Below are 24,511 nucleotides of genomic sequence, written 5' to 3'. Positions count from 1 at the left end.
TCTACCTTTTTTAGTTGTTAGTATTACCATAATACGTATTCTGCACAATCTTCGGATTTTCCAAGATATGTGAATAGTGGATCGGGAAAAGTTCATTGCCATCCTGCTCCATTCCGTTAATAGGTTTCATCACTTCCTTCCACTTTTCGGTACGCAGTAAATCAAACCAACGGCGTCCTTCGCCAGCTAACTCCACCTGACGTTCACGCAAGATATAATTGACTACCTCTTCTTCTGAAGCAAAATCATTTTCAGTCAGTGTATTCAATCCGGCACGGTCACGTACAGTTTTTACTAAATCCAAAGCTTCCCCCCATTTTCCCTGATGAGCACGAGCTTCAGCTTGCAACAACATCATATCTGTGTAACGATAGATTGGATAGGCTACTTCGCATGTCTTATTCAAAGAGTTACTGATGTCACCTGCCATATATTTACGCAATTCATTTCCATTTTGGTAATTCTTCACCGTATAATCTTTGCGTAAATCACCTTTCATATCCTTTTCATCAAAGATACTCATAAACTTATCAGACATGACTGCCGCACGATTCCCTGAACCGGAAAACCATTGATACATGTAACTGTAACCATTCGTGCCGACTTCATCCATGTTGAAATGAACAAGGAAAATAAACTCTCTGGAGTTATATTCATCATTTTCCGGTGTATCATCAGAAGGTTTATTAGTCAGCTCTTCCGTAAACATGGTATGCCAAGTAGCAATGTTAGGTTCGAAGTCTACAAAACGACCGCCCTTTTTAGAAGCGATAGTCGCCATCTTATCGATGGTCTGGTCGGCCAGATTATATTCTTTAGCCCACATATAAGCATCCGCCATGATGGCCCATACGCCACAGATAGAAATGCGTTTGCGTTCGTAATTCTTGTTACGGTTAATCAGGCTTTCCGCTTTCTTCAGGTCCGGAAGAATGACATGTTCCAAAATGTAGTTTTTATCCGTACGCTCTTTGTAGATGGCTTCCGAATACTTTTCAGTAGGTTCTGTAAACAAAGGTACGTCTCCCCAAACACGGATAGCATAGAAGTAGGCCAAAGCACGCAATGCATAAGCTTGTCCGAGATAGTCATTTCGGTCTGCCACATCAGGCATACTGATATTAGGAACATATTTAATAGCCAGATTTGCCTGGTTAATCATCTGATACAGAGTCGTCCACTTTGCACATTTCTCATCCGTAGACATTAGGTTGTTGATAACACGTGCCTGATCGGCCATTACCGGTGCTCCGGGAGCTACATTATCCGAACGGAACTCCCCCCAATAGAAATAGTTCTCCCGTAAAGTGGAACGTAACAATCCATAGATTTCATTTATACCTGCCTTAGCGTCACGGGCAGTCTGCCACATGTCACCTGCCGGAATTTCACTTACCGGTTCCTCATTCAGAAAGTCTGAACAGCTATTCAACGATAGAGCCAGGCATACAGCTCCAACAAAATATTTTATATTCTTCATACGATATCTTCAATTAAAAGTTTGCAGAAAAACCAATACCATATTCTCTCTTTCTCGGATAACGGTAAGAGTCTTTACCTACCTGCAGAGGATTGTTGGTAGAGAATTCAGGATCGAATCCCGAATAGTTGGTCCATGTCAAGGCGTTGTTTACAAAAGCGTAGATATTTATATTCTTCAACATCAGCTTCTTTATCCAGTTTTCAGGAAGATCGTATGCTACACGTATGTTCTGCAAACGAATAAAGGAAGCATCTTCCAGATAGAACGAGTTACCCATACGGGCATTGTTGTAATCATCATTATACGGACGCGGATAGATTGCCTGGTCACCCGGATGCAACCACATATTATGGATGACTTCCGGTGAAGGAGTAGTTCCGGTGTATTTGAACATATTACGATTATGTTCGGCTGCATTATAAATCTGTCCTCCCAATGAATAATAGAATCCTAAGTATAAACTCAAATTCTTCCAAGTCACCGTTGTATTCAAACCACCGGTTACATCAGGCATGGCATTACCGATCACCATACGGTCATTATCATCAATCACACCATCACGGGTTCCTTCCGGTTCTTCCCAGTTGTAATCTCCACCACGGAACGGTTTGCCGTTCGGCAACGTCTTCTGACGAATATTACCTGTATATTCTTTTCCATCCAACAAATATTTGTACTGGAATACACCATTCTCAAACACCGGAGTCAGTTGTTCCCATTTATCAGTGAAAGCATTCGATTCGTCGTATGCAAAGACACCGGCGCTTTTAAATCCGTAGAAGTCACCCACACGGCCACCTTCCTTCATCCACCAGATATCACCTTCCATATATGCCTTACCTTCAGACAGCTTCTCAATACGGTTGATGTTTCTGGAGATATTGAAAGAAGCATTCCACTTCCAGTCCTTCGTGCGGATAATATCACCGGTAACAGCTATTTCAAAGCCTCGGTTACTCATTTCACCGACATTGGTTTTCATATATGCAAAACCGGATTCTTTAGGCAATTGGTAGTTTGCCAGCAAACCGTCTGTATATTTATCGTAATAATCGGCAGTGACTGTCAAACGGCTATTCCAGAAATTCAAGTCCAGACCAAGGTTGAATTGTTTAGTTTCCTCCCATTTCAGATTGTCTTTACCGATACGAGTCGGAATAACGCCACCCACTCCGTCATAAATAGAATTCGGAGAATAAGAGTAGATATAGTCGTAGTTGCCGATTGCTTCGTTACCCGTGATACCGAAACTTGCACGGATCTTACCATCTTCGAGAAACTTTTTCGAAAATTTCATGAATTTCTCATCCGAGAAGCGCCATCCCACAGATACGGAAGGGAAATTACCCCATTTGTTCTCTTTGGCAAAACGAGAAGAACCGTCACGACGCATAATGGCATTGAGCAAATATCTTCCTTTATAATCATAAGTCACACGGGCAAAAATGGAAGCCATAGAGTGATTGCTTAATGTGGAGCCTGTAGATGACAAATCCAGGTTTGCGGCAAAAGCATTCATTGTATAGATAAAATCTGTAGACGAGTTTATCCCCACAAATGTTTCGTTTTCATAACGCCACTGCTGTGCACTAACACCTACCATGGCCGTAAAATTATGATCTTTTATTTTGCGTGCATAAGTAAGGATGTCTTCATTCATCCAGTTCCAGTTCAGGTAATTATAAGAATAACCTTTATTCTGTTTCTGCCATTCATCGGTGATAAGACTCGGTTCGAGTTTTTTGCGTTTATCCAGATAGAAGTTGGCATTAATATTAGCTCTAAACTTCAAATACTTGTTGAATTTGATTTCAAAGAACTGGAAGAAGTTAGCCTTATAAGAATCAGTAAAGTCGGTGGTATAATTGACCTGCGCAATAGGGTTCTTCTGACCGTTAAACACTCCGACCAAAGAGCCATCCGGATAATAAGTATTGAAATAAGGACGACGAGTCAACACTGCGCTCAATAAAGTACCTTCATTCAGACCTTTCTTTTTAGAATAAGTCAAAGAAATACGGCTACCCATATTCATCCAGTCTGTCGGTGAATAATCGGAGTTGATACGAGTATTTAATCTCTGGAAACCTGTATTGGAAATAATACCTTTCTCATTATAATAACCGGTATTGATGAAATATTTCAGTTTCTTTGTACCACCACCTACACTGATATCCACCTGATCTTTTTGTGCAGTGCTTGTAATCATGTCCAGATAATCGTTATCCACATTAAAGAAAGAGTTCAACGGATCATTCAGTATATCACTACTTTCATCCGGATTACCTCCGCCGTATGTTTCAAAATACTCTTTACGATACTGGTCGTACAACAAACGTTCTTTACGGTTTGCCTGTGGCACCTTGTGAGACAATGTACCCCACGAGTGATTATACTTGATATCAATACGGGCTTTACCTTCTTGCCCACTTTTGGTAGTGATAATAATCACACCGTTCGCCGAACGCGAACCGTAGATAGCTGCAGAAGCGGCATCCTTCAAAATCTCCATAGAAGTAATATCATTGGTATTGATACCATCGATACTTTCCAAAGGAACACCATCTACAATATAAAGAGGAGTCACACCTTCGGCAGAGAAAGTGGAAGTACCACGAATTTTGATAGAAGAAGATTCACCGGGCTGTCCGGAACCGGACACCACCTGTACACCGGCAGTAGTTCCCTGCAATGCTTCAAAAACATTAGTAGCCATTTTTTGCTCAATGGCCTCGCTTGAGATGGAAGTAATAGCTCCTGTTACATCACGCTTTTTCATCGTACCGTACCCCACTACCACTACTTCGTCCAATAGCTTAGAGTTCTCTTCAAGCGTAATATTCATTGTTTTATCTTTCACTACCACATCTTTAGGGGTATATCCCATGAATGATACAGTCAAAGTAACTCCCTTCTTCGAAACATTCAATGAGAAATTACCATCTAAATCTGTAATTGTCCCATTAGATGTTCCCTTCTCCATCACATTGGCGCCAGGCAAAGGAAATCCTGTTTTATCCACAATAACTCCCTTCACTGCAAACCCGCCTTGAGCATAAGCCGGATTGACAAGGAAAAAGAGACTCAAGGAAATCAAAAGCAACGACTGAAGCAACCGCACTTTTGTCCTACTCTGCAAATTTTTCATAACTAGAATAAAATTAAATTGGTTAATTATCAAGGTTTTACTCACTACTTAATTAATTGGGGAAAATATATTGATTCTCTCCAATAAGATGTTATCTTTTATTTATTATATGGATATTTGTCTTTCATAATACTACACAATAATTATTATATTAGAATAAAGATTACACAGCACCTGGTCTACCAAATGAAAGTGTGTGCGGACACACCTAACCAAAGAAAACTCAAGTACAAGCTGGCATTATCCAACGCCACAAAAGTATCGCATTTGAATATATTGCACCCTATCGAATTGTTCGTTTTATCTAGTCTAAAAATTCAGATGACTTATTTTAATCACTTCACAGAGGGTTCGGAGGAGGTATTATGAGCTTTTCGGTATTGCGTAGGAGCAATATCAAAAAGTTCTTTAAAGCATTTATTGAAGTATTGAGGATTTCCAAATCCTAACCGGTAAGCAATATCCGATATATTCATTTCCGGAGAATTCTGCAGAAAATATGCCGCTTTTTTCAGACGCAGATTCATGATAAAATTATTTGGCGTACTTCCCGTGATACCTTTTATCTTCTGGAATAAGACAGTACGTCCCACCCCCATCTCACGTGAGAAGACATCTACACTGAATTCGGGATTTTCCATATTATCTTCCACTACCTGCGTCGCTTGTTCGATAAACCTCTGATCGAGTTCATTCGTTGCAATTTTCTCCGCTTTGCTATCCAGCTGATGGGCATATTTATTCTGTAAAAGTCTGCGGGTATTAATCAGATTATTGCATTGCATCACCAGCCGCCGCATATTAAATGGCTTCACCACATAAATATCCGCTCCAATTCTCAATCCTTCCAACTCACGTTCGGGCGCACTAAGGGCAGTCAGAAGAACGACAGGGATATGACAAGTTTCAATATTGTTCTTAATTTTGGCACACAATTCCGTTCCGGGCATTCCGGGCATCATAATATCCGAAATAACCAGATCAGGTTGCATCATTTTTACTTTTTCATACCCTTCCTCACCATCACTTGCAGTTTCAACCGTGTACAATGGAGAAAAGATATCTACAAGGATATTTCTGATTTCTTCATTATCATCAATAACCAACAGCTTGCAGTCAGTAGTCCCACTCTCACTTTGAGCCGACTGTACCTCCTTAACCAATAGTTCTTTATCTTCCGAATAATAAATATATTCCTTATCCTGCTCCGGTTCAATCCGGGAAACAGAAGAATCAAAGTGAGCATCTCCTTTCTTCAGAGTGACCTTAAAACATGAACCTTTCCCCAACTGGCTTTCTACAGTTATATCTCCCTGATGAGCTTTCACAATCCCCTGACTTAGAGCCAGCCCGATACCCGTTCCTCCATACTGTCCGATATTCTCGGCCTGATAGAACCGCTCGAATATCTTCACGTAATCTTCCTCGGATATTCCTGCCCCATTGTCTGAAACAGAAAACATACATTCATCCGCTCCATCAGCCAATTCCATACTGATACTTCCACCGTCTGAAGTATATTTAAAAGCATTCGACAGCAGGTTATTAACCACTTTCTGCAATTGCATACGATCTCCCCACACGAGGCATTGCTCACAGTCAGCATGCAAAACAAACGAAATATTCCTGTTAGCTGCCAATTCTTTGAACAATACATAATGCTCTTTGAGTAAAGAATATAAATCAAATTGAGAAACTTTCAATTTCAAAAGTCCCTGCTCCTGTTTCCGAAAATCAAGCAACTCCGTTATCAATGATTTCAGGTTACCGGCATTTTTATGTATATTCAGTAATTTCGAATAAGCATACGTAGACAACTTACCAGAATTCAACAACAGATCAACCTGCCCCAGGATAAGAGTAATAGGGGTTCTGATTTCGTGTGAGATATTAGTGAAAAAACGCAGTTTGGATTGGTTCATTTCTTCAATGTATTGTTTCTCACGAAGTTCAAAATCCAACGAGGTTTTCAAGAACAGCCGAATTCTATATTCTCTCACCACAAAGAATAGAATCGTCAGAATCACACACACATAAATAGTATAAGCCCACCAGGTGGCATAAAAAGGTGGTGTGATCGTTATATGAAGAGATCTAATTACTTCCGGAAAGTTCTTCAATCTGATCTCAAAAACATAATCGCCCGGAGATATATTTGTATAAGTAATATCATTCCCCAAACGATTCTCACTCCATTCGTCATTAGAACCTATCAACCGGTATTCTACCTCACCACCGCCAATATGCAGAAAGTTATCTGTCGAGAAACCGATAGAAAACACATTCTGCAAATAATTCAATTTAATCCGGTCGGTATAGGCAAAGGACTTATTTAGGATGCCGGTTTGATCGCCTGTGGTAATCTCTTTATTATTGACATACAAATGCGCCAACTCCAAATCGTATATTTTCGGAGGATAGGACAAACTACTTTCACGAATGGCAACCAGTCCGGTAGCCCCTCCCATATAAATATCATGATTGCGGGATACATGCATGGATTTCCTATTAACAAGAGTCAGCGGAAATCCTGTTTTAGAATTGAAGTTTATCACTTTCCCGTCTTTCTGTTCTAACACAGACAATCCATGTCCGGTACCAATCAATAAATTCCCGGAAGGAGTTTCGCCCAACACTCTGATATTTTCTCCCGACAATACACTTTCAGGAGTATGCAAACGAAACAATCGCTCTTTCTTATCCAACAAGAAAAGCCCGTTGCCATGTGTTCCGACCCAAATGTTTCCCCTTCGATCTTCATAGATGACATTGACCAGCTCTTTTTGAGATCTGACCTGCTTCTTCAGACTTATCCTATACGTTTCAAAGCGTCCTTCATCAATCACATAAGCTACACAACCATCATCGGAAGCAAACCATAGCCGGTTTTTCGAATCAAGCAACAAAGTGTTATAATTATGTGTAAACAACTCCTTTTGATGAAACAACACTTCAGTTTTTAAGGTCTGTTTATCCAGACTAACAACTGCTGATGTTGTACCTACATACAATTTACGAGGAGTGTCGGCCAAGGCAAACAGAGCTTCTCCCACACTTTCCTCTCCGAGCGGTTCGAGGTCATATATATCATTCCGATAGTTATCAAGATGAAAACAGTTGACCTTGTTTGTAAAGTCAGCGGCAATCCACAAGCAGTTATTAGCCTCATCAAAAACGACATCTTTCAGATAATCCGTACTAAAATGATATCCGGTATGCGCATTAAAATGCTTGAATGTTCCTTGTTCCGGTTGATATAAATCCAGTCCTCCACCTTCTGTGCAAATCCATATATTTCCGGATTTATCTTCTGCCATAGCACCCACCACCGGAAAAGACAATCCGGTATCCGAAGCATGATAATGTACAAAATGTTGATATTCCGGTGAGAAGAAATTCACGCCGCCCCAATAGGTCCCCACCCAGACAGTTCCTTGTTTGTCCGTATAAAGAGAAGTCACCGAACGATTGGACATAGCCCCCACCCGGTTAGGATCCGCCTGATAATGAAATATTTTCCCGGTAGCCACCTCAATCTTACTCAATCCGCTTCTGTAACCTACCCATATATTTCCTTCCAAATCCTGACATAACGCTCTTGCCATATCATCCCGGACCGTGTAAACACTCTTGTCGTTATAATCATAATGATGTATGACTGCACCTTGAGGTGAAAAACAGAAAACACCATGATCCTGCGAACCAACCCAAATATTCTGATCGTTACTTTTTATCAGTTTCATCACCTTGATTCCGGGCAAATAAAGCGACATCGATCCACAAGTATCCACACGCATCACCCCGCCATCTTTCAAAGCAACCCAAAGATTTCCTTCCGAACCTTCTACCATTGTCGGCCCGGTGTCCGGCAAATGTACCTCCGCATACATGGGTTTCACGGAACGGGTATTCTTATCATACAAGAAGAGTTTTCCCCCTTCTGCAATCCACACTCCCAGCTTTCCTTTGGCAAGAGTGGAAGGAGAAGGCACCGGAAGAATATAATATTTCTCCGTTTCAAGGTCGAACTGGAAAAGTCCGGTAGAAGTCAAGAGAAAAAGACTCCCCTGGCCGTCCTCCACCATCTGGGTGACATATAGATTACCATAACTGATGGAATCGTTATGAAAATGATTAAAGACTTTGATATGATTGCCATCGAAACAATTCAGACCATCCAGTGTGGCAATCCATATACGCGACTTCTCATCCTGGCAAATATCGCTCACCGTTATTTGCGACAATCCATCCTCCACACCCAATGTTCTGAACTTATATTCCTGTGATTGAAGAGGAGATATAAATCCTAAAAGAGATAACAGAATAAGAAAATGGATCTTAGATAGTTTTTGTCCGCGCATATCAAGAATGATGGTTTATAGCACATTATCTTCGCCACAAAAGTAACAGTTTTTATGATATTCCCAAAATCAGAGCCAAATAACTAATAGATATGGACTTCATCCTATTCATTCTTCCCGCCCGAACGAACGATACTCCAACGGAGTAAGTCCCGTACGTTTCTTGAAGAAAGAGAAAAAATATTCGGTTGACTGGAAACCTAGAAAAAAAGAAATCTCTTTTACTGACTGGGAAGTTCCCACCAGCATTTGTTTAGCTTTACGAAGTTTCAATTCCTGGAAATATTTAGCCGGAGCATAACCTGTATACTCCTTAAAAACACGTCGAAACCATGAATAACTAATATTGAGTCGCATAGCCAACTCTTCCGGGTCCACATTGCCGGAAACATTTTCATTCATAATGATTTTTGCCTGTTCGATCTTCTGATCCACATCACTCATCTCGAAAACCTTATTCTTGGAGACGGAAAGAATCATCCCTATCATGTGGAGCACAATCCCGGAAAGATATTGTTGCGCGGAAATCTTATCCGCTTCGGCTACGGCAAGAGCACGGGAGAATAATGAGACTAACTCTTCATTAAGGCCTATTTCCAGTATTTGCTGTTCCTGCGACAAAAAAGCATCATCAACAATGGCGTCTATCATAGGCCCCTCGAAACCGATATAATATTCCGTCCAACCAGTCTGCCGCAACGGGCGATAAGTATGCCATTGTCCGGGAAACAATACCATCAGCCGACCTTTACAAACTTGCTTTTCAGAGGTAGAATCAGATGAAAACAAACCACGTCCCTTGGTGATATATACCAATTGATACTCACGAAGCACTCTTCCTTTTTCTGCATTAAAGAAGTAACCGGAAGGATGCTCTTTCAACGGATAAGGTGAATCAGGAGGAATGGATTGATAGCCGACGGTATTTACCCATAGCCCGAATTTACGGTCCATGTCATTTACAATCAGATATTTAAATTCTAATCCTAAACTATTATCCTCGATCATACCAGTGTGTTTTCATGTAATTGAGTTGGACAAAAATAGGAATTATTTTCAGAAAAACACCACAGATTACACAGATTTACACAGATTATTTTCTAATCGGAAGCCGATATTTAAGAATTAAATCTGTGTAAATCTGTGTAATCTGTGGTGAAAAGAACTTCCGCAAAAACTAACTTTAGAAAGCTTTGCGATATAGAGCTTCGATATCTGCTACCGAAGTAGGACGAGGATTACCGCCTGTACAAACATCATTGAAAGCAGCTACAGCCAGTGCAGGAATATCTTCTTCCTTCACATTGATTTCATGTAATTTCTGCGGTATATTGATACTGGCAGAAAGTGCTTTCACTGCCTCAACAGCCGCTTTTACTCCCTCGGCTTCACTCATTCCGGTAGTGTCCACTCCCATTGCTTTCGCAATATGGATATATTTCGGAGCTGCCGGAGATTCAGCATTGTATTCCATCACATACGGCAACAATAAGGCATTGGCTACCCCATGAGGAGTATCATAGAACGCACCTAGCGGATGCGCCATCGAATGAACAATTCCTAAACCGACATTCGAGAATCCCATACCGGCAATATATTGTGCCTGTGACATTGCTTCGCGGGCTGCCACATCTTTACCATTATCCACAGCTGCTTTCAAGTTTTGAGCAATCATTTCAATGGCTTTCAATTCGAACATATCGCTCATTACCCAAGCACCCGGAGTGATATAACTTTCGATGGCATGAGTCAAAGCATCCATACCGGTAGCAGCAGTCAGTCCTTTTGGCATTGAGTACATCAGTTCAGGGTCTACGATAGCTACGGCAGGAATGTCGTTCGGGTCTACACAAACCATTTTCTTGCGGGCATCTTCATCAATAATCACATAATTGATCGTTACCTCCGCAGCTGTTCCGGCAGTAGTAGGCAGCGCGAAAGTAGGCACCGCTTTGTGTTTGGTATCGGCTACCCCTTCCAGAGATTTCACGTCTGCAAAATCCGGATTGTTCACAACAATACCGATTCCTTTGGCAGTATCGATGGAAGAACCGCCGCCCAAAGCAACGATAAAATCGGCTCCGGAAGCTTTGTATGCCGCCACACCATTTTGTACATTTGCAATCGTAGGATTCGCTTTTACATCACTATAAAGTTCGTAAGGAATCTGATTTTCATCAAATACTTTAATGATTTCGGCAGCCACACCAAACTTGATAAGATCTTTATCCGTTACAAAAAAGGCTTTCTTAAAGCCACGTCTGGCTGCTTCCACAGCAATGACACTACGGCATCCGGCACCGAAGTACGAAGTTTCGTTTAAAATAATGCGATTCATGGTTATCTATTTGTTTAAAGGGTTAACCGCAGCACCTTCCAGGGTAGAAAATGCCACGGTTTCTAAAGTAATTAAAATCAATGACTAGTATAAATCTTATTTAGGAAGATTGAAAGCAACTGACATTTCTTTCATCTGTTCCTGACTCATACCATCCGGTTCGAAGCCCATATTTTTAGCTGCGATATAAATCAGAGCCGACTTATTGAGTACATCAATCTGATCGAATGCCTGCATCGCATCGCAATCCACTGCAAATACACCATGTTTCTCCCACATCACCACATCGTAATCCTGCAATTCTTTGATGGTAGCTTCAGCCAATTCCACCGAACTAGGTAATTTATAAGGAATGATACCCAAACCACGCGGGCAGAATGCCTTTGTTTCAGGGATCATACTCCACAACAGATTGGTAGCCACATCTTTTTCCAGAAATTTCGGACAATGTGTCATGGCAATCAGTTCAATCGGGTGTGTGTGTACAGATGCTTTATAAGGAGAGTTTTTGCTCAACAGGTCATTGTGTACGCTCAAGTGAGAAGGCAATTCCGATGTCGGGACTACGGCTTCATCCGCAATAATCACATAGCTGGCACAGTCATCCAGAATACGGATTACCGAACCATTTTCCATCGGCCAGCGGGCTAAATCACGCATGCGTTTATTAGTTCCCTTGCAGTAGAAATAGCAGCCTTTCAGATAAGGAAGAGTCACACCGATAGACTTTACTTCGCTGATCGGCTTCATCTGACGGATTTCATCGTCTACAAACTCTGTGATATTAACAGTGATATTACCACCATTACGTTCAGCCCATCCTTTCTGCCACAAGTATCCGGCAACTTCTGCTACCTTGTTTACTTCTTTGGCAAGTGCCGGACGATTCTCTAAAATTGATTTCATTATATATATATTTTAATTAGGCACGGATTACATGGATTTTGCCGCAAGTTATAAAAAAACTGCGTAATCCGTGTAATCCGTTCTTGATTTTTTTAAAACAAATTTGGGAATACTAAAGAGAAGATAAGTACAATCAGACCAGCTATCAGCACAGTTATGGTCTTGTTTGACACCCCTTTCCATTCTTTTAAAATTATTCCCCAAACATTACTAAAGGTTACGTTCAATGCCATTAGAATACACCAGGAGAAAGCCAGTAACACCGGGCTTTCGGTGAGGAAGCTCTTACCCATTTCCAATCCGAAAAACTGCATATACCATAGTACACCAGCCAACGCACAGAACACTAGATTATTGCCCCACACTTTTCCTTTAGCATAGTCACCCATCGTTTTGTTAACCACATTCTGTTGCAAACAGTAAGCTGCATTTGTCAGGAAGCCTCCAAGCGTAACCAGAAAGATAACCGGAAGACCGGCATAAAGTCCTTCCACTCCACCAGCCAAAGCGGCTTCTTTGATAGGTGTTCCCGCATCCAGTCCCAAAGCAAAGCAGGCACTCATGATACCAGCCAAAAGTGCAACCAGTAACCCTTTTGTCAATGCAAAGTCTTTTACAGCAGCACGTTTTTCTTCTTCGCTCATGTTTTGCGCACGCAAACTACCGGCATACCCGATAATAGCAATACCTGCCAACGTGATGCAAACACCCAACAAAAGAATCAGCCCGTTACCTTCAAACAAGTTTGTACCGGCAAAAAGAGCCGGAAGAAGGGTACCGAAACCGGCACAAGTACCCAGTGAGATACTCTGTCCGAGCGCAACACCCAAATAGCGCATGGAAAGTCCGAAAGTCAACCCTCCTACTCCCCACAATATACCATAAAAGATGCTCATTCCAGCACCTCCTGCTCCCCACAAGTCGAACAAACTGCTCTCTTGGGGTACACCCAGTAGTGAACCCAGGAACGGGAACACTAACCAGGCAAATACACCTTGTATTAACCAGAAGCTTTCCCAGCTCCATTCTTTTACCTTTTTGATAGGTACATAAGAACTGGACTGGCAAAAGCTACCGATAGCTATAATCAATAAGCCGATTAAGATTTCCATAACTTATCGTTTAGAAGTTACTTCGGCTTCGTACTTTTCAATTTCTGCGATGAAATCTTCACCAACAGGAACATTGTTCTTCAAGCAGAACATATCCCAAACTGCATTCCAAGGAAGCGCCTTTTCTTCTTCGAGCAAAGCCAGACGTTGGAATCCCTGTCCGTTTGCTTCGTATTCGCGCAACTTAGCAATCGGTTCGAGCAGGGCACGAGTCATACATTTCTGTGCAGCACGACTACCGATTACGTATGCACCAATACGGTTGATAGATGCATCGAAGTAATCAAGACCATAATGTACACGGTCCAAAGCACCGCAGCGAACGATTTCGCTGAACAGTTCCATTGTCGGATCATCCATGATAGTAACATGGTCTGAATCCCAACGAACCGGACGGCTCACGTGCAACATCAATTCAGGCACATAAAGCAACAGTGAAGATACTTTATCAGCTACACTTTCTGTCGGATGGAAGTGACCGGTATCCAGCGTAATCATCTTGTTACGAGAAGCACCATAACCGATATAGAAGTCATTAGAACCCACTGTATAGCTTTCCAGACCGATACCGAACACCTTAGATTCGATACAATCCTTCATATTCTTATATTCGGTAGCGAAGATCTGATCCAAAGAATCTTTCAGCAATGCACGATATTTCATACGATTTACCGTAATATCCTTGCTTCCGTCATGTACCCAAAGATTCATGATACACGGATCCCCCTGTGCCTTACCCATTTCTTCCGCAACGGCACGACAACGTTTGGTATGTTCAATCCAGAATTGACGGATACCTTCATCAGGATTAGAAAGAGACAAGTCACCTGATTTCGGATGAGAGAAAGAGGTAGAGTTGAAATCAAGCTTCATGTTATGTTCTTTACCCCATTCGATCCAGCTCTTGAAATGTTCCGGTTCTACCTGGTCACGGTCTACCACCTTACCTTGGAAATCTCCATAGATTTCGTGCAGGTTCAGACGATGAGTACCCGGAATATAAGAAGCAGCTTTCAAAATATCAGCACGCAATTCATCAATATTACGAGCTTTGCCCGGATAATTACCGGTTGCCTGAATACCTCCGGTCAATGAGCCGGCCTGTACTTCAAATCCTGCAACGTCATCAGCCTGCCAGCAGTGAAGTGACAAATGAAAATCCTGCATCGTTTTCAATACTTGTTCGGTGTCCACACCTACTGCTGCATAACGTTCCACAGCAATCTCATACGCTTTCTGAATCAGTTCTTCTTTTTTCATGATATTCTATTAGTTTAAATAAATGATTATTCTGTCGGTTGTTCAATGCATTATCGAACGCAATTCTTAAAATGGATATAAGCCGCGTCCCAAGCTTCCGTATCTTGCGGCTGATAAGTTTTCAACGGGATAGAGCGGTTGATTAACTGGCGCATACCGGCAACATCCGTTGCTTCACCTGCTGCCATTGCCTGAATCATTACATTACCGATAGCTGTTGCTTCAGACGGACCGGCTATCACAGGAATTCCTATCGCATTAGCTGTAAACTGGTTCAACAAATCATTCCGGCTACCGCCGCCAATTACGTGCAATGTATCAATCGGACGGGGAGAAAGCGAACGTAAATTCTCCAATACCTGACGATAACGCAAAGCCAGACTTTCAAAAATACAACGCACCACTTGTCCACGTTTCTCGGGAACTGCTTGTCCGGTAACCCGGCAATATTCAGCAATGGCTTTTTCCATATCTGCAGGATTCGCGAAACAATCATCATCCGGATTAATCAGACTACGGAACGGCTCGCAAGCATCCGCCTCATTGATTAATTCAGGATAGCTTGTATCTCCCCAATTCAAACGACAACGTTCCAACAACCACATTCCACAGATATTCTTCAACAGACGGATGGTTCCTTCCACCCCGCCTTCATTGGTAAAGTTCAACGCTTCCGTTTCAGCATTAATCACCGGAGCATCCGTTTCAACTCCCATCAGTGACCAGGTTCCGCTACTCAAATAAGCAAAGTTGCGATCCAATGCCGGAACGGCAGCAACAGCAGAACCGGTATCATGACCGGCTACCGCAATTACAGGAATTGCCCCCAGTCCGGTAATCTTTTGCACTTCTTCCGTCAATACTCCCACCTTTTCACCTGGGAATACAAAACGTCCGAAATTCTTTTCACTCAAACCTACTGCTTTCAGCAACTCCGGTTCCAAACGACGTGTTTGAGCATTTACCAGCTGCGCTGTCGAAGCAATTGTATATTCCGTCACCATCTCTCCGGTCAGCATATAACTTAATGCATCCGGCATAAACAGAATTTTATCTGCCGCCTCCAATGCGCTGTCGTGATTGCGACGTAAAGTATCTAATTGAAAAAGTGAATTAAAATTCATAATCTGAATACCCGTTTTGCCATAGACTTCACTACGCGAAATACGGGAAAAAAGAGCTTCCGGTGCACCTACCGTATGAGGATCACGGTACGCGTATGGCTGACGAAGCAAGTTACCGTCTTTTCCGACGCACACAAAATCCACTCCCCAGGTATCAATACCGATAGAAGCAATGGATTCGCCACGATGAGCCACCAACTTCAATCCGTCAATAATATGACGATATAATGCATAAATATCCCAATAGAAATGTCCACCCACTTCAATCAGGTGGTTAGGAAAACGATTAATCTCTTCCAGATTTAATCCGCCTTCGATGAAAGTTCCTAAGATTGTACGGCCGCTCGTTGCGCCCAGGTCGACTGCAAAAAAGTTTTGTTTCATGGTATTCTGTCTATATATTTAAGGTATCCATTTACCTACATGGCAAAGATAGGCGATTCCCTCCTCCCTTTCCTTATGTATTTTGATTGAAAGGGTATACATTTTGACACAAAACAAAAAAGCAGGCTCTCACCGTTTAGCATATTTTTCACTTTTATGCAAAAAAACTTTGGTTTTATGCATCTTTTCTCCGAAATAATGCATACTTTTGCACCGTTCTTAGAATAATTATACAATGAAGAAGAAAGCAAATCGGTTAGACGCCATCAAAATGATTATCTCAAGCAAGGAAGTCGGTTCGCAGGAAGAACTGTTGCAAGAGCTGAACCGCGAAGGCTTCGAACTGACACAGGCCACCCTCTCCCGCGACTTGAAACAATTGAAAGTAGCCAAGGCTGCCAGTATGAACGGAAAGTACGTATATGTACTGCCGAACAATATTATGTATAAACGTTCTACCGACCAGAGTGCCGGTGAAATGTTACGTAACAACGGATTTATCTCTTTACAGTTTTCCGGTAACATTGCCGTTATCCGCACCCGCCCCGGTTATGCGAGCAGCATGGCGTATGACATCGACAACAATGAATTCAGTGAAATTCTGGGAACCATTGCCGGTGACGATACAATCATGTTGGTGTTGCGTGAAGGAGTTGCCATCAGCAAAATACGTCAGCTTCTGTCACTCATCATTCCCAATATCGAATAATTATACCTATTATTATATAATAAAGAAATGGACACTCAACAAATAGATGTTATGGTAGCCGACGCCTCACATGAGGTTTACGTTGACACTATTTTGGAAACTATCAGAAATGCTGCCGCCGTACGAGGAACAGGAATTGCGGAACGCACACACGAATACGTAGCGACAAAGATGAAAGAAGGTAAGGCGATTATTGCTCTTTGTGGCGATACTTTTGCCGGATTCACCTACATCGAATCATGGGGAAACAAGCAATATGTGGCTACTTCCGGTCTGATCGTTCATCCCGATTTCCGTGGGTTAGGACTGGCAAAACGTATCAAACAGGCTTCTTTCCAACTGGCACGTCTCCGATGGCCGAAAGCAAAAATATTCAGTCTGACCTCCGGAGCAGCTGTCATGAAAATGAACACCGAACTGGGTTATGTACCTGTCACCTTCAACGAACTGACAGACGACGAAGCTTTCTGGAAAGGATGCGAAGGATGTATCAACCATGATATTCTGGTAGCGAAAAACCGCAAGTTCTGCATCTGCACAGCCATGCTGTACGATCCGACAGAGCCGCGGAACATCAAAAAAGAACAAGAAAGAAATAACATTTAAAAGATACAGCACTATGGAAGAAAAGAAGAAAAAAGTAGTGGTGGCATTCAGCGGCGGACTGGACACATCGTTCACCGTCATGTACCTCGCCAAAGAAAAAGGTTACGAAGTATATGCAGCTTGTGCCAATACGGGTGGTTTCAGCGAAGAACAACTGAAAACAAACGAAGAAAATGCTTATAAACTGGGAGCAGTGAAATACGTGACGCTGGACGTTACCCAGGAATACTACGAAAAGAGCCTGAAATACATGGTTTTCGGAAATGTGCTGCGTAACGGTACTTATCCTATTTCTGTTAGTTCCGAACGTATTTTCCAGGCACTGGCCATCGCACGATATGCCAATGAAATCGGTGCGGATGCCATCGCACACGGTTCTACCGGAGCAGGTAACGACCAGATCCGTTTCGACATGACTTTCCTCGTACTGGCTCCCAATGTAGAAATCATCACATTGACCCGTGACATGGCATTGAGCCGTCAGGAAGAAATTGATTATCTGAACAAACATGGTTTCAGCGCGGACTTCACCAAACTGAAATACTCTTATAATGTAGGTTTGTGGGGTACTTCTATCTGTGGCGGCGAAATCCTCGACTCTGCGCAAGGACTCCCGGAAACAGCCTACCTCAAACATGTTGAAAAAGAAGGCAGCGAACAGCTCCGCCTGACTTTCGAAAAAGGGGAACTGAAAGCTGTCAACGACGAGAAGTTTGACGACCCGATCAAAGCCATCCAGAAAGTGGAAGAGATTGGTGCAGCATACGGTATCGGCCGTGATATGCACGTGGGTGATACAATTATCGGTATCAAAGGCCGTGTAGGATTCGAAGCAGCAGCCCCGATGTTGATTATCGGCGCCCATCGCTTCCTTGAGAAATATACATTGAGCAAATGGCAGCAATACTGGAAAGACCAGGTTGCCAACTGGTACGGTATGTTCCTCCACGAAAGCCAATACCTCGAACCGGTGATGCGTGACATCGAAGCGATGTTGCAGGAAAGCCAGCGTAACGTAAACGGTACGGCTATCCTCGAGCTTCGCCCTCTCTCCTTCTCTACCGTAGGTGTAGAATCGGAAGACGATCTGGTGAAGACTAAATTCGGAGAATACGGTGAAATGCAGAAAGGCTGGACAGCCGAAGACGCCAAAGGCTTTATCAAAGTCACTTCTACTCCGCTACGTGTTTACTATAATAACCACAAAGACGAAGAGATATGATTAAAGCAGGAATCATTGGTGGCGCAGGATATACAGCAGGCGAATTAATCCGTCTGCTGCTCAACCATCCGGAAACTGAAATCGTATTTATCAACAGCAGCAGTAATGCCGGAAACAGAATTACCGACGTACACGAAGGCTTGTATGGAGAAACAGATCTAAGATTCACCGACCAGTTACCTCTGGACGAAATCGACGTTCTCTTTTTCTGCACCGCCCACGGCGATACAAAGAAATTCATGGAAAGTCACAACATACCGGAAGACCTGAAGATTATCGACCTCTCGATGGACTACCGCATTATGAGCGACGACCACGACTTTATCTACGGCCTGCCGGAACTGAACCGCCGTGCCACTTGTACGGCAAAGCACGTAGCCAATCCCGGTTGTTTTGCAACCTGCATCCAGCTCGGTTTGCTTCCGCTTGCCAAGAATCTGATGCTGACGGATGATGTAATGGTAAATGCCATTACAGGAAGTACGGGAGCCGGAGTGAAACCGGGTGCTACCAGTCATTTTAGTTGGAGAAACAACAATATGAGTGTGTACAAAGCATTCGAGCACCAGCATGTTCCGGAAATCAAGCAATCACTGAAACAGCTGCAAAACAGTTTCGATGCGGAGATCGACTTCATTCCATACCGTGGAGATTTCGCCCGTGGTATCTTTGCAACGATGGTAGTCAAAACCAAAGTAGCACTGGAAGAAATCGTTCGTATGTACGAGGAATATTATGCAAAAGACTCCTTTGTACACATCGTAGACAAGAATATTGACTTGAAACAAGTCGTTAATACTAATAAGTGCCTGATACATCTGGAGAAACACGGTGACAAACTATTGATTATCTCTTGTATCGACAATTTGCTGAAAGGCGCCAGCGGACAAGCGGTTCATAACATGAACCTGATGTTCAATCTGGAAGAAACCGTAGGACTACGTTTGAAGCCTTCAGCGTTTTAATGAAGAATGAAGAACGAAGAATGAAGAATTGCCACAATAGAACAAATTCATTATTGAATACAAAAAGCTATTCATTTGCACTTCGAATTGTACAAATGACTAAATATCTTCGAGAAATGAAACAAGAGTTCATCCTCAGCAAACAAATTCTTCGTTCCGGCACTTCTATTGGAGCTTCAATTCGAGAATCCGAATTTGCCCAAAGCAATGCTGACTTCATTAATAAACTAAGTATATCATTAAAGGAAGCTAATGAAACCGACTATTGGTTGAATCTTTTAAAAGATTCAGATTATATCGATTCTAATGCTTTTAATAGTATGGAGATTGATTGTGGAGAACTCATAGCTCTGCTTGTTTCTTCAATCAAAACTGCCAAAAATAATCAAATGAACCATGAAGTAACCTAATTCTTCATTCTTCATTCTTAATTCTTCATTTAATTATTATGAAATTATTCGACGTATATCCTTTATATAACATCAACATTGTCAAGGGCGACGGTTGCAAGGTATGGGATGAGAACGGAACGGAATATCTGGATCTCTACGGAGGTCATGCCGTTATCTCTATCGGACATGCACATCCTCACTATACAGCAATGATCAGTAACCAGGTGGCTAAACTTGGTTTCTACTCAAACTCTGTCATCAACAAGCTCCAACAAGAGGTAGCCGAACGACTGGGCAAGATTTCCGGTTACGAAGACTACAACCTGTTCCTGATTAACAGTGGAGCCGAAGCGAACGAAAACGCTTTGAAGCTGGCTTCCTTCTATAACGGACGTACCAAAATCGTATCTTTCAATAAGGCGTTTCACGGACGGACATCTCTTGCGGTAGAAGCGACTCACAATCCTTCCATTATCGCCCCTATCAACAATAACGGTCATGTCACCTATCTCCCGCTCAACGATATGGAAGCGATGAAACAGGAATTGTCTAAGGGAGACACATGCGCTGTTATCATTGAAGGAATACAAGGGGTAGGCGGTATCAAGATACCGACCACCGAATTTATGCAGGAACTCCGCAAAGCTTGCAGCGAGACAGGAACGATCCTGATTCTCGATGAAATTCAAAGCGGATACGGGCGTAGCGGTAAATTCTTCGCCCATCAATATAATGACATCAAGCCGGACCTCATCACTGTAGCCAAAGGTATCGGCAACGGTTTCCCGATGGCAGGTGTCCTGATCAGCCCGATGTTTAAACCGGTATATGGTCAATTGGGAACTACCTTTGGCGGAAACCATCTGGCATGCTCGGCAGCACTCGCTGTGATGGACGTCATTGAGCAAGAAAATCTGATAGAAAACGCAAAGGTAGTAGGTAACTACTTACTGGAAGAACTGAAGAAATTCCCGCAAATAAAAGAGGTACGCGGACGCGGACTCATGATCGGACTCGAATTCGAAGAGCCCATCAAAGAACTACGCAGCCGCCTCATCTATGACGAGCATGTATTTACCGGAGCAAGCGGTACGAATGTACTTCGCCTGTTACCTCCTCTCTGTCTTACTATGGAGGAAGCAGAAGACTTCCTTGCCCGGTTCAAGAAAGTACTCTAATCGCTCATTTGATTAATAAACAGCCAACGATAAAAGCAGCCTTTATTAGAAATTTATTTCTTATTCCGGCTGCTTTTTGTTTTTTCGTAATTAACTGTTACCTTTGCCTTTAACAACTCATTAAAAATAAGCGTATATGAAAATAGCCATTATCGGTGCAGGAAACATGGGCGGCTCAATAGCCCGTGGCCTGGCAAAAGGAAGTCTGATAGACGATTCGGACATCATTGTGTCCAATCCGAGTGCCGGAAAACTAGAGAAACTGAAAAAGGAATTTCCGGGTATCTCTATCACCAACAGCAATGTGGAAGCTGCCACAGGAGCAGATATTGTCATCCTTGCTGTCAAACCGTGGTTTATGGAACCGGTGATGCGCGAATTGAAACTAAAAAGCAAACAGATACTCATCTCCGTAGCTGCCGGCATCAGTTTTGAAGAACTGGCTCATTATGTCGTAGCACCGGAAATGGCCATGTTCCGCCTGATTCCGAACACCGCTATCAGCGAACTGGAAAGTATGACGCTTGTTGCCGCCCGCAATACGAACGATGAACAAGACAAATTCATCCTCCGGTTGTTCAGCGAGATGGGAACCGTGATGCTTATTCCCGAAGATAAAATAGCGGCAGCCACCGCATTGACCTCCTGCGGTATCGCTTACGTATTGAAATACGTTCAGGCAGCCATGCAAGCCGGAATCGAAATGGGCCTTCGTCCCAAAGATGCCATGCAGATGATAGCACAATCCTTAAAAGGAGCAGCCGCACTGATTCAGAACAATGACACCCACCCCAGCGTAGAAATCGACAAGGTTACCACTCCGGGCGGAATCACGATCAAGGGGATCAATGAACTGGAGCACAACGGATTCACCTCCGCTATCATCAAAGCCATGAAAGCCTCCAAATAATACCATAGAATTATTAATCATAAAAATACGAACCACTTGTATGAATGAACAAATTAAACAGATCGCAGAACGCCTCCGCGGATTACGTGATGTACTGGAACTGACCGCAGAGGATATCGCCCGCGACAGCGACATCTCTGCCGAAGAATACCGACTTGCAGAAACCGGAGACTACGATATCTCTGTCAGCATGTTACAAAAGATAGCCCGCACGTATAATATAGCTCTCGACGCCCTGATGTTTGGCGAAGAGCCTAAAATGAGCAGTTACTTCGTGACCCGTGCCGGCAAAGGAGTCAGCATCGAACGTACCAAAGCTTATAAATACCAATCACTGGCTTCAGGATTCATGAACCGTACCGCCGATCCGTTCATCGTCACCGTTGAACCGAAAGCAAACGACGAACCCATCCATTATAACCAACATAACGGACAAGAATTCAACCTTGTCATCGAAGGACGTATGCTTATCAACATCGAAGGCAAAGAAATCATCCTCAACCAAGGCGACAGTATCTATTTTAACTCTAAACTTCCACATGGCATGAAAGCGCTCGATGGCAAAACAGTACGTTTTCTGGCAGTAATTATGTAATAACATCATGGTAGAAAGATTTTTATCACAGACCTCTTTCAGTTCACAAGAGGATTTTATCAAAAACTTGAAAATAAACGTCCCGGAGAATTTCAACTTCGGCTATGACGTAGTAGACGCCTGGGCTGCCGAACAACCTGACAAGAACGCTTTACTCTGGACAAATGACAAAGGCGAAAGTCGCCAATTCTCATTTGCCGACATGAAACGCTCTACGGACATGACCGCCTCTTACTTCCAGAGCCTGGGTATCGGCCGTGGCGACATGGTGATGCTGATTCTGAAACGCCGTTATGAGTTCTGGTATAGCACCATCGCTCTTCACAAACTAGGAGCAACCGTTATTCCGGCTACTCACTTGCTGACCAAGAAGGATATTATCTATCGCTGCAACGCTGCCGACATCAAAATGATCGTAGCTGCCGGCGAAGGAATCATCCTGCAACATATCAAAGATGCTCTTCCCGAATGTCCCACGGTTGAAAAGTTAGTCAGTGTCGGTCCGGAAATCCCGGAAGGCTTCGAAGATTTCCATCAGGGTATCGAAAATGCTGCTCCATTTGTACGTCCGCGCCATGCGAATACTAATGATGACATCTCTCTGATGTATTTTACCTCCGGCACTACCGGCGAACCTAAGATGGTGGCACATGACTTTACTTATCCGTTAGGTCATATCGTTACCGGTAGTTTTTGGCACAACCTGGACGAGAACAGTCTTCACCTCACCATTGCCGATACCGGCTGGGGAAAAGCGGTATGGGGAAAACTCTACGGACAATGGATTGCCGGAGCCAATATCTTCGTCTACGACCACGAGAAGTTTACCCCGGCAGCTATTCTGGAAAAAATCCAGGAATACCATGTCACCTCTCTCTGTGCGCCTCCTACCATCTTCCGGTTCTTGATTCACGAAGACCTGACAAAGTTCGACTTATCTTCACTAAAATACTGCACCATTGCCGGAGAAGCATTGAACCCCGCCGTATTTGAAACTTTCAAGAAACTGACGGGTATCAAACTGATGGAAGGTTTCGGACAAACAGAAACAACCCTTACCATCGCCACCATGCCTTGGATGGAACCGAAACCGGGAAGCATGGGGCTTCCGAATCCTCAATATGATGTAGACTTGATCGACCATGAAGGCCGCTCTGTTGAAGCGGGTGAGCAAGGACAAATTGTAATCCGCACCAGCAAAGGTAAACCTCTCGGACTTTTCAAAGAATACTACCGGGATGCGGAACGCACTCATGAAGCTTGGCACGATGGTATTTATTACACCGGCGATGTTGCCTGGAAAGACGAGGACGGCTACCTTTGGTTTGTCGGTCGTGCAGACGACGTAATCAAGAGTTCCGGTTACCGCATCGGCCCATTCGAAGTGGAAAGTGCGTTGATGACTCATCCGGCTGTTGTGGAATGTGCTATTACCGGAGTACCCGATGAGATTCGCGGTCAGGTAGTAAAAGCTACGATTGTTCTATCCAAAGACTATAAAGCACGTGCCGGAGAAGAACTGATTAAGGAATTACAGAATCATGTGAAGAAAGTGACTGCTCCTTATAAATATCCGCGTGTCATCGAGTTCGTAGAAGAGCTACCTAAGACAATCAGCGGCAAGATCCGCCGGGTGGAGATTCGCGAAAACGATAAGAAATAAGTAAAAAAGCACCTATTTATCGATAAAATCCTCCTTCACTTGTCTTTTGGCAACCGAAGGAGGATTTCTTATGTGAATCATACTACAAACTGGTCAATTAATACAAATCCTGATTCAATGAATCATTTGTATACTATATATGAAACAATATTACA

Annotated in this window: 18 protein-coding genes; 9 read left to right on the top strand and 9 right to left on the bottom strand. The window is 43.0% G+C overall.

Going from position 1 to position 24,511, the window contains the following annotated elements; genetic code table 11:
• Window positions 1-10: 10 nt before the first annotated feature.
• The 9 genes from BXY_RS23140 to rhaB form a co-directional block, all read right to left on the bottom strand.
• Window positions 11-1,480 carry a RagB/SusD family nutrient uptake outer membrane protein gene (locus BXY_RS23140; RefSeq protein WP_004310457.1) on the bottom strand — a complete coding sequence of 490 codons (1,470 nt, stop codon included), beginning with the start codon at window positions 1,478-1,480 and terminating at the stop codon, window positions 11-13.
• A gap of 13 nt (window positions 1,481-1,493) precedes the next feature.
• Complete coding sequence (locus tag BXY_RS23135) at window positions 1,494-4,631, bottom strand: SusC/RagA family TonB-linked outer membrane protein (RefSeq protein ID WP_015533063.1); 3,138 nt, start codon at window positions 4,629-4,631, stop codon at window positions 1,494-1,496.
• A 335-nt stretch (window positions 4,632-4,966) separates the two neighbouring features.
• Window positions 4,967-8,992, bottom strand: coding sequence for a hybrid sensor histidine kinase/response regulator transcription factor (locus tag BXY_RS23130; RefSeq protein WP_015533062.1), 4,026 nt, complete (start codon window positions 8,990-8,992; stop codon window positions 4,967-4,969).
• A gap of 108 nt (window positions 8,993-9,100) precedes the next feature.
• Complete coding sequence (locus BXY_RS23125) at window positions 9,101-10,000, bottom strand: AraC family transcriptional regulator (protein ID WP_004310460.1); 900 nt, start codon at window positions 9,998-10,000, stop codon at window positions 9,101-9,103.
• A 175-nt stretch (window positions 10,001-10,175) separates the two neighbouring features.
• Window positions 10,176-11,330: a lactaldehyde reductase gene (gene fucO, locus BXY_RS23120; protein WP_004299884.1), complete on the bottom strand. Its 1,155-nt coding sequence runs from the start codon at window positions 11,328-11,330 to the stop codon at window positions 10,176-10,178.
• 96 nt (window positions 11,331-11,426) lie between these two features.
• Window positions 11,427-12,236, bottom strand: coding sequence for a rhamnulose-1-phosphate aldolase (gene rhaD, locus BXY_RS23115; protein ID WP_004310461.1), 810 nt, complete (start codon window positions 12,234-12,236; stop codon window positions 11,427-11,429).
• Window positions 12,237-12,328: 92 nt separating this feature from the next.
• Window positions 12,329-13,348, bottom strand: a complete 1,020-nt coding sequence (gene rhaT / locus BXY_RS23110; RefSeq protein ID WP_004310462.1) for an L-rhamnose/proton symporter RhaT — start codon at window positions 13,346-13,348, stop codon at window positions 12,329-12,331.
• Between the two features lie 3 nt (window positions 13,349-13,351).
• Window positions 13,352-14,608, bottom strand: coding sequence for an L-rhamnose isomerase (locus BXY_RS23105; RefSeq protein ID WP_008018351.1), 1,257 nt, complete (start codon window positions 14,606-14,608; stop codon window positions 13,352-13,354).
• Window positions 14,609-14,658: 50 nt separating this feature from the next.
• Window positions 14,659-16,116, bottom strand: a complete 1,458-nt coding sequence (rhaB, locus tag BXY_RS23100; RefSeq protein ID WP_015533061.1) for a rhamnulokinase — start codon at window positions 16,114-16,116, stop codon at window positions 14,659-14,661.
• A gap of 235 nt (window positions 16,117-16,351) precedes the next feature.
• Between rhaB and BXY_RS23095 the strand changes: the two genes are divergently transcribed.
• From BXY_RS23095 to BXY_RS23055, 9 genes are all read left to right on the top strand, one after another.
• Complete coding sequence (locus BXY_RS23095) at window positions 16,352-16,825, top strand: arginine repressor (protein WP_004310466.1); 474 nt, start codon at window positions 16,352-16,354, stop codon at window positions 16,823-16,825.
• A gap of 27 nt (window positions 16,826-16,852) precedes the next feature.
• Window positions 16,853-17,431 carry a GNAT family N-acetyltransferase gene (locus BXY_RS23090; RefSeq protein WP_004299851.1) on the top strand — a complete coding sequence of 193 codons (579 nt, stop codon included), beginning with the start codon at window positions 16,853-16,855 and terminating at the stop codon, window positions 17,429-17,431.
• Between the two features lie 13 nt (window positions 17,432-17,444).
• On the top strand, window positions 17,445-18,653 hold the full coding sequence (locus BXY_RS23085; protein ID WP_004310468.1) for an argininosuccinate synthase: 1,209 nt from the start codon (window positions 17,445-17,447) through the stop codon (window positions 18,651-18,653).
• Complete coding sequence (gene argC, locus BXY_RS23080) at window positions 18,650-19,618, top strand: N-acetyl-gamma-glutamyl-phosphate reductase (protein ID WP_004313800.1); 969 nt, start codon at window positions 18,650-18,652, stop codon at window positions 19,616-19,618. Before BXY_RS23085 ends, argC begins: the two co-directional genes overlap by 4 nt.
• Complete coding sequence (locus tag BXY_RS23075; protein WP_004310471.1) at window positions 19,618-20,028, top strand: four helix bundle protein; 411 nt, start codon at window positions 19,618-19,620, stop codon at window positions 20,026-20,028. Before argC ends, BXY_RS23075 begins: the two co-directional genes overlap by 1 nt.
• Window positions 20,029-20,066: 38 nt before the next feature.
• The gene (locus tag BXY_RS23070; protein ID WP_015533059.1) at window positions 20,067-21,188 is read left to right on the top strand and encodes an aspartate aminotransferase family protein; all 1,122 of its coding nucleotides are present in this window, start codon (window positions 20,067-20,069) and stop codon (window positions 21,186-21,188) included.
• A 136-nt stretch (window positions 21,189-21,324) separates the two neighbouring features.
• Window positions 21,325-22,098 (top strand): pyrroline-5-carboxylate reductase, encoded by a 774-nt coding sequence (gene proC, locus BXY_RS23065; protein WP_004310476.1) that lies wholly within the window; start codon window positions 21,325-21,327, stop codon window positions 22,096-22,098.
• 40 nt (window positions 22,099-22,138) lie between these two features.
• Window positions 22,139-22,693 carry a helix-turn-helix domain-containing protein gene (locus BXY_RS23060; RefSeq protein WP_004313803.1) on the top strand — a complete coding sequence of 185 codons (555 nt, stop codon included), beginning with the start codon at window positions 22,139-22,141 and terminating at the stop codon, window positions 22,691-22,693.
• A 7-nt stretch (window positions 22,694-22,700) separates the two neighbouring features.
• The gene (locus BXY_RS23055) at window positions 22,701-24,356 is read left to right on the top strand and encodes an AMP-binding protein (protein ID WP_008645207.1); all 1,656 of its coding nucleotides are present in this window, start codon (window positions 22,701-22,703) and stop codon (window positions 24,354-24,356) included.
• Window positions 24,357-24,511: the final 155 nt, after the last annotated feature.

This window comes from Bacteroides xylanisolvens XB1A, from assembly GCF_000210075.1.
In the GTDB taxonomy this organism is placed as follows: Bacteria; Bacteroidota; Bacteroidia; order Bacteroidales; family Bacteroidaceae; genus Bacteroides; species Bacteroides xylanisolvens.
Note: the sequence above shows the minus strand (reverse complement) of the source record. Positions and strands in the feature narration are given on the sequence as shown.

Bases quoted from the DNA above. Each gene is read 5' to 3' on its own strand.
- BXY_RS23140 (WP_004310457.1), bottom strand. From the start codon at position 1,480: ATGAAGAATATAAAATATTTTGTTGGAGCTGTATGCCTGGCTCTATCG.
- BXY_RS23135 (WP_015533063.1), bottom strand. From the start codon at position 4,631: ATGAAAAATTTGCAGAGTAGGACAAAAGTGCGGTTGCTTCAGTCGTTG.
- BXY_RS23130 (WP_015533062.1), bottom strand. From the start codon at position 8,992: ATGCGCGGACAAAAACTATCTAAGATCCATTTTCTTATTCTGTTATCT.
- BXY_RS23125 (WP_004310460.1), bottom strand. From the start codon at position 10,000: ATGATCGAGGATAATAGTTTAGGATTAGAATTTAAATATCTGATTGTA.
- fucO (WP_004299884.1), bottom strand. From the start codon at position 11,330: ATGAATCGCATTATTTTAAACGAAACTTCGTACTTCGGTGCCGGATGC.
- rhaD (WP_004310461.1), bottom strand. From the start codon at position 12,236: ATGAAATCAATTTTAGAGAATCGTCCGGCACTTGCCAAAGAAGTAAAC.
- rhaT (WP_004310462.1), bottom strand. From the start codon at position 13,348: ATGGAAATCTTAATCGGCTTATTGATTATAGCTATCGGTAGCTTTTGC.
- BXY_RS23105 (WP_008018351.1), bottom strand. From the start codon at position 14,608: ATGAAAAAAGAAGAACTGATTCAGAAAGCGTATGAGATTGCTGTGGAA.
- rhaB (WP_015533061.1), bottom strand. From the start codon at position 16,116: ATGAAACAAAACTTTTTTGCAGTCGACCTGGGCGCAACGAGCGGCCGT.
- BXY_RS23095 (WP_004310466.1), top strand. From the start codon at position 16,352: ATGAAGAAGAAAGCAAATCGGTTAGACGCCATCAAAATGATTATCTCA.
- BXY_RS23090 (WP_004299851.1), top strand. From the start codon at position 16,853: ATGGACACTCAACAAATAGATGTTATGGTAGCCGACGCCTCACATGAG.
- BXY_RS23085 (WP_004310468.1), top strand. From the start codon at position 17,445: ATGGAAGAAAAGAAGAAAAAAGTAGTGGTGGCATTCAGCGGCGGACTG.
- argC (WP_004313800.1), top strand. From the start codon at position 18,650: ATGATTAAAGCAGGAATCATTGGTGGCGCAGGATATACAGCAGGCGAA.
- BXY_RS23075 (WP_004310471.1), top strand. From the start codon at position 19,618: ATGAAGAATGAAGAACGAAGAATGAAGAATTGCCACAATAGAACAAAT.
- BXY_RS23070 (WP_015533059.1), top strand. From the start codon at position 20,067: ATGAAATTATTCGACGTATATCCTTTATATAACATCAACATTGTCAAG.
- proC (WP_004310476.1), top strand. From the start codon at position 21,325: ATGAAAATAGCCATTATCGGTGCAGGAAACATGGGCGGCTCAATAGCC.
- BXY_RS23060 (WP_004313803.1), top strand. From the start codon at position 22,139: ATGAATGAACAAATTAAACAGATCGCAGAACGCCTCCGCGGATTACGT.
- BXY_RS23055 (WP_008645207.1), top strand. From the start codon at position 22,701: ATGGTAGAAAGATTTTTATCACAGACCTCTTTCAGTTCACAAGAGGAT.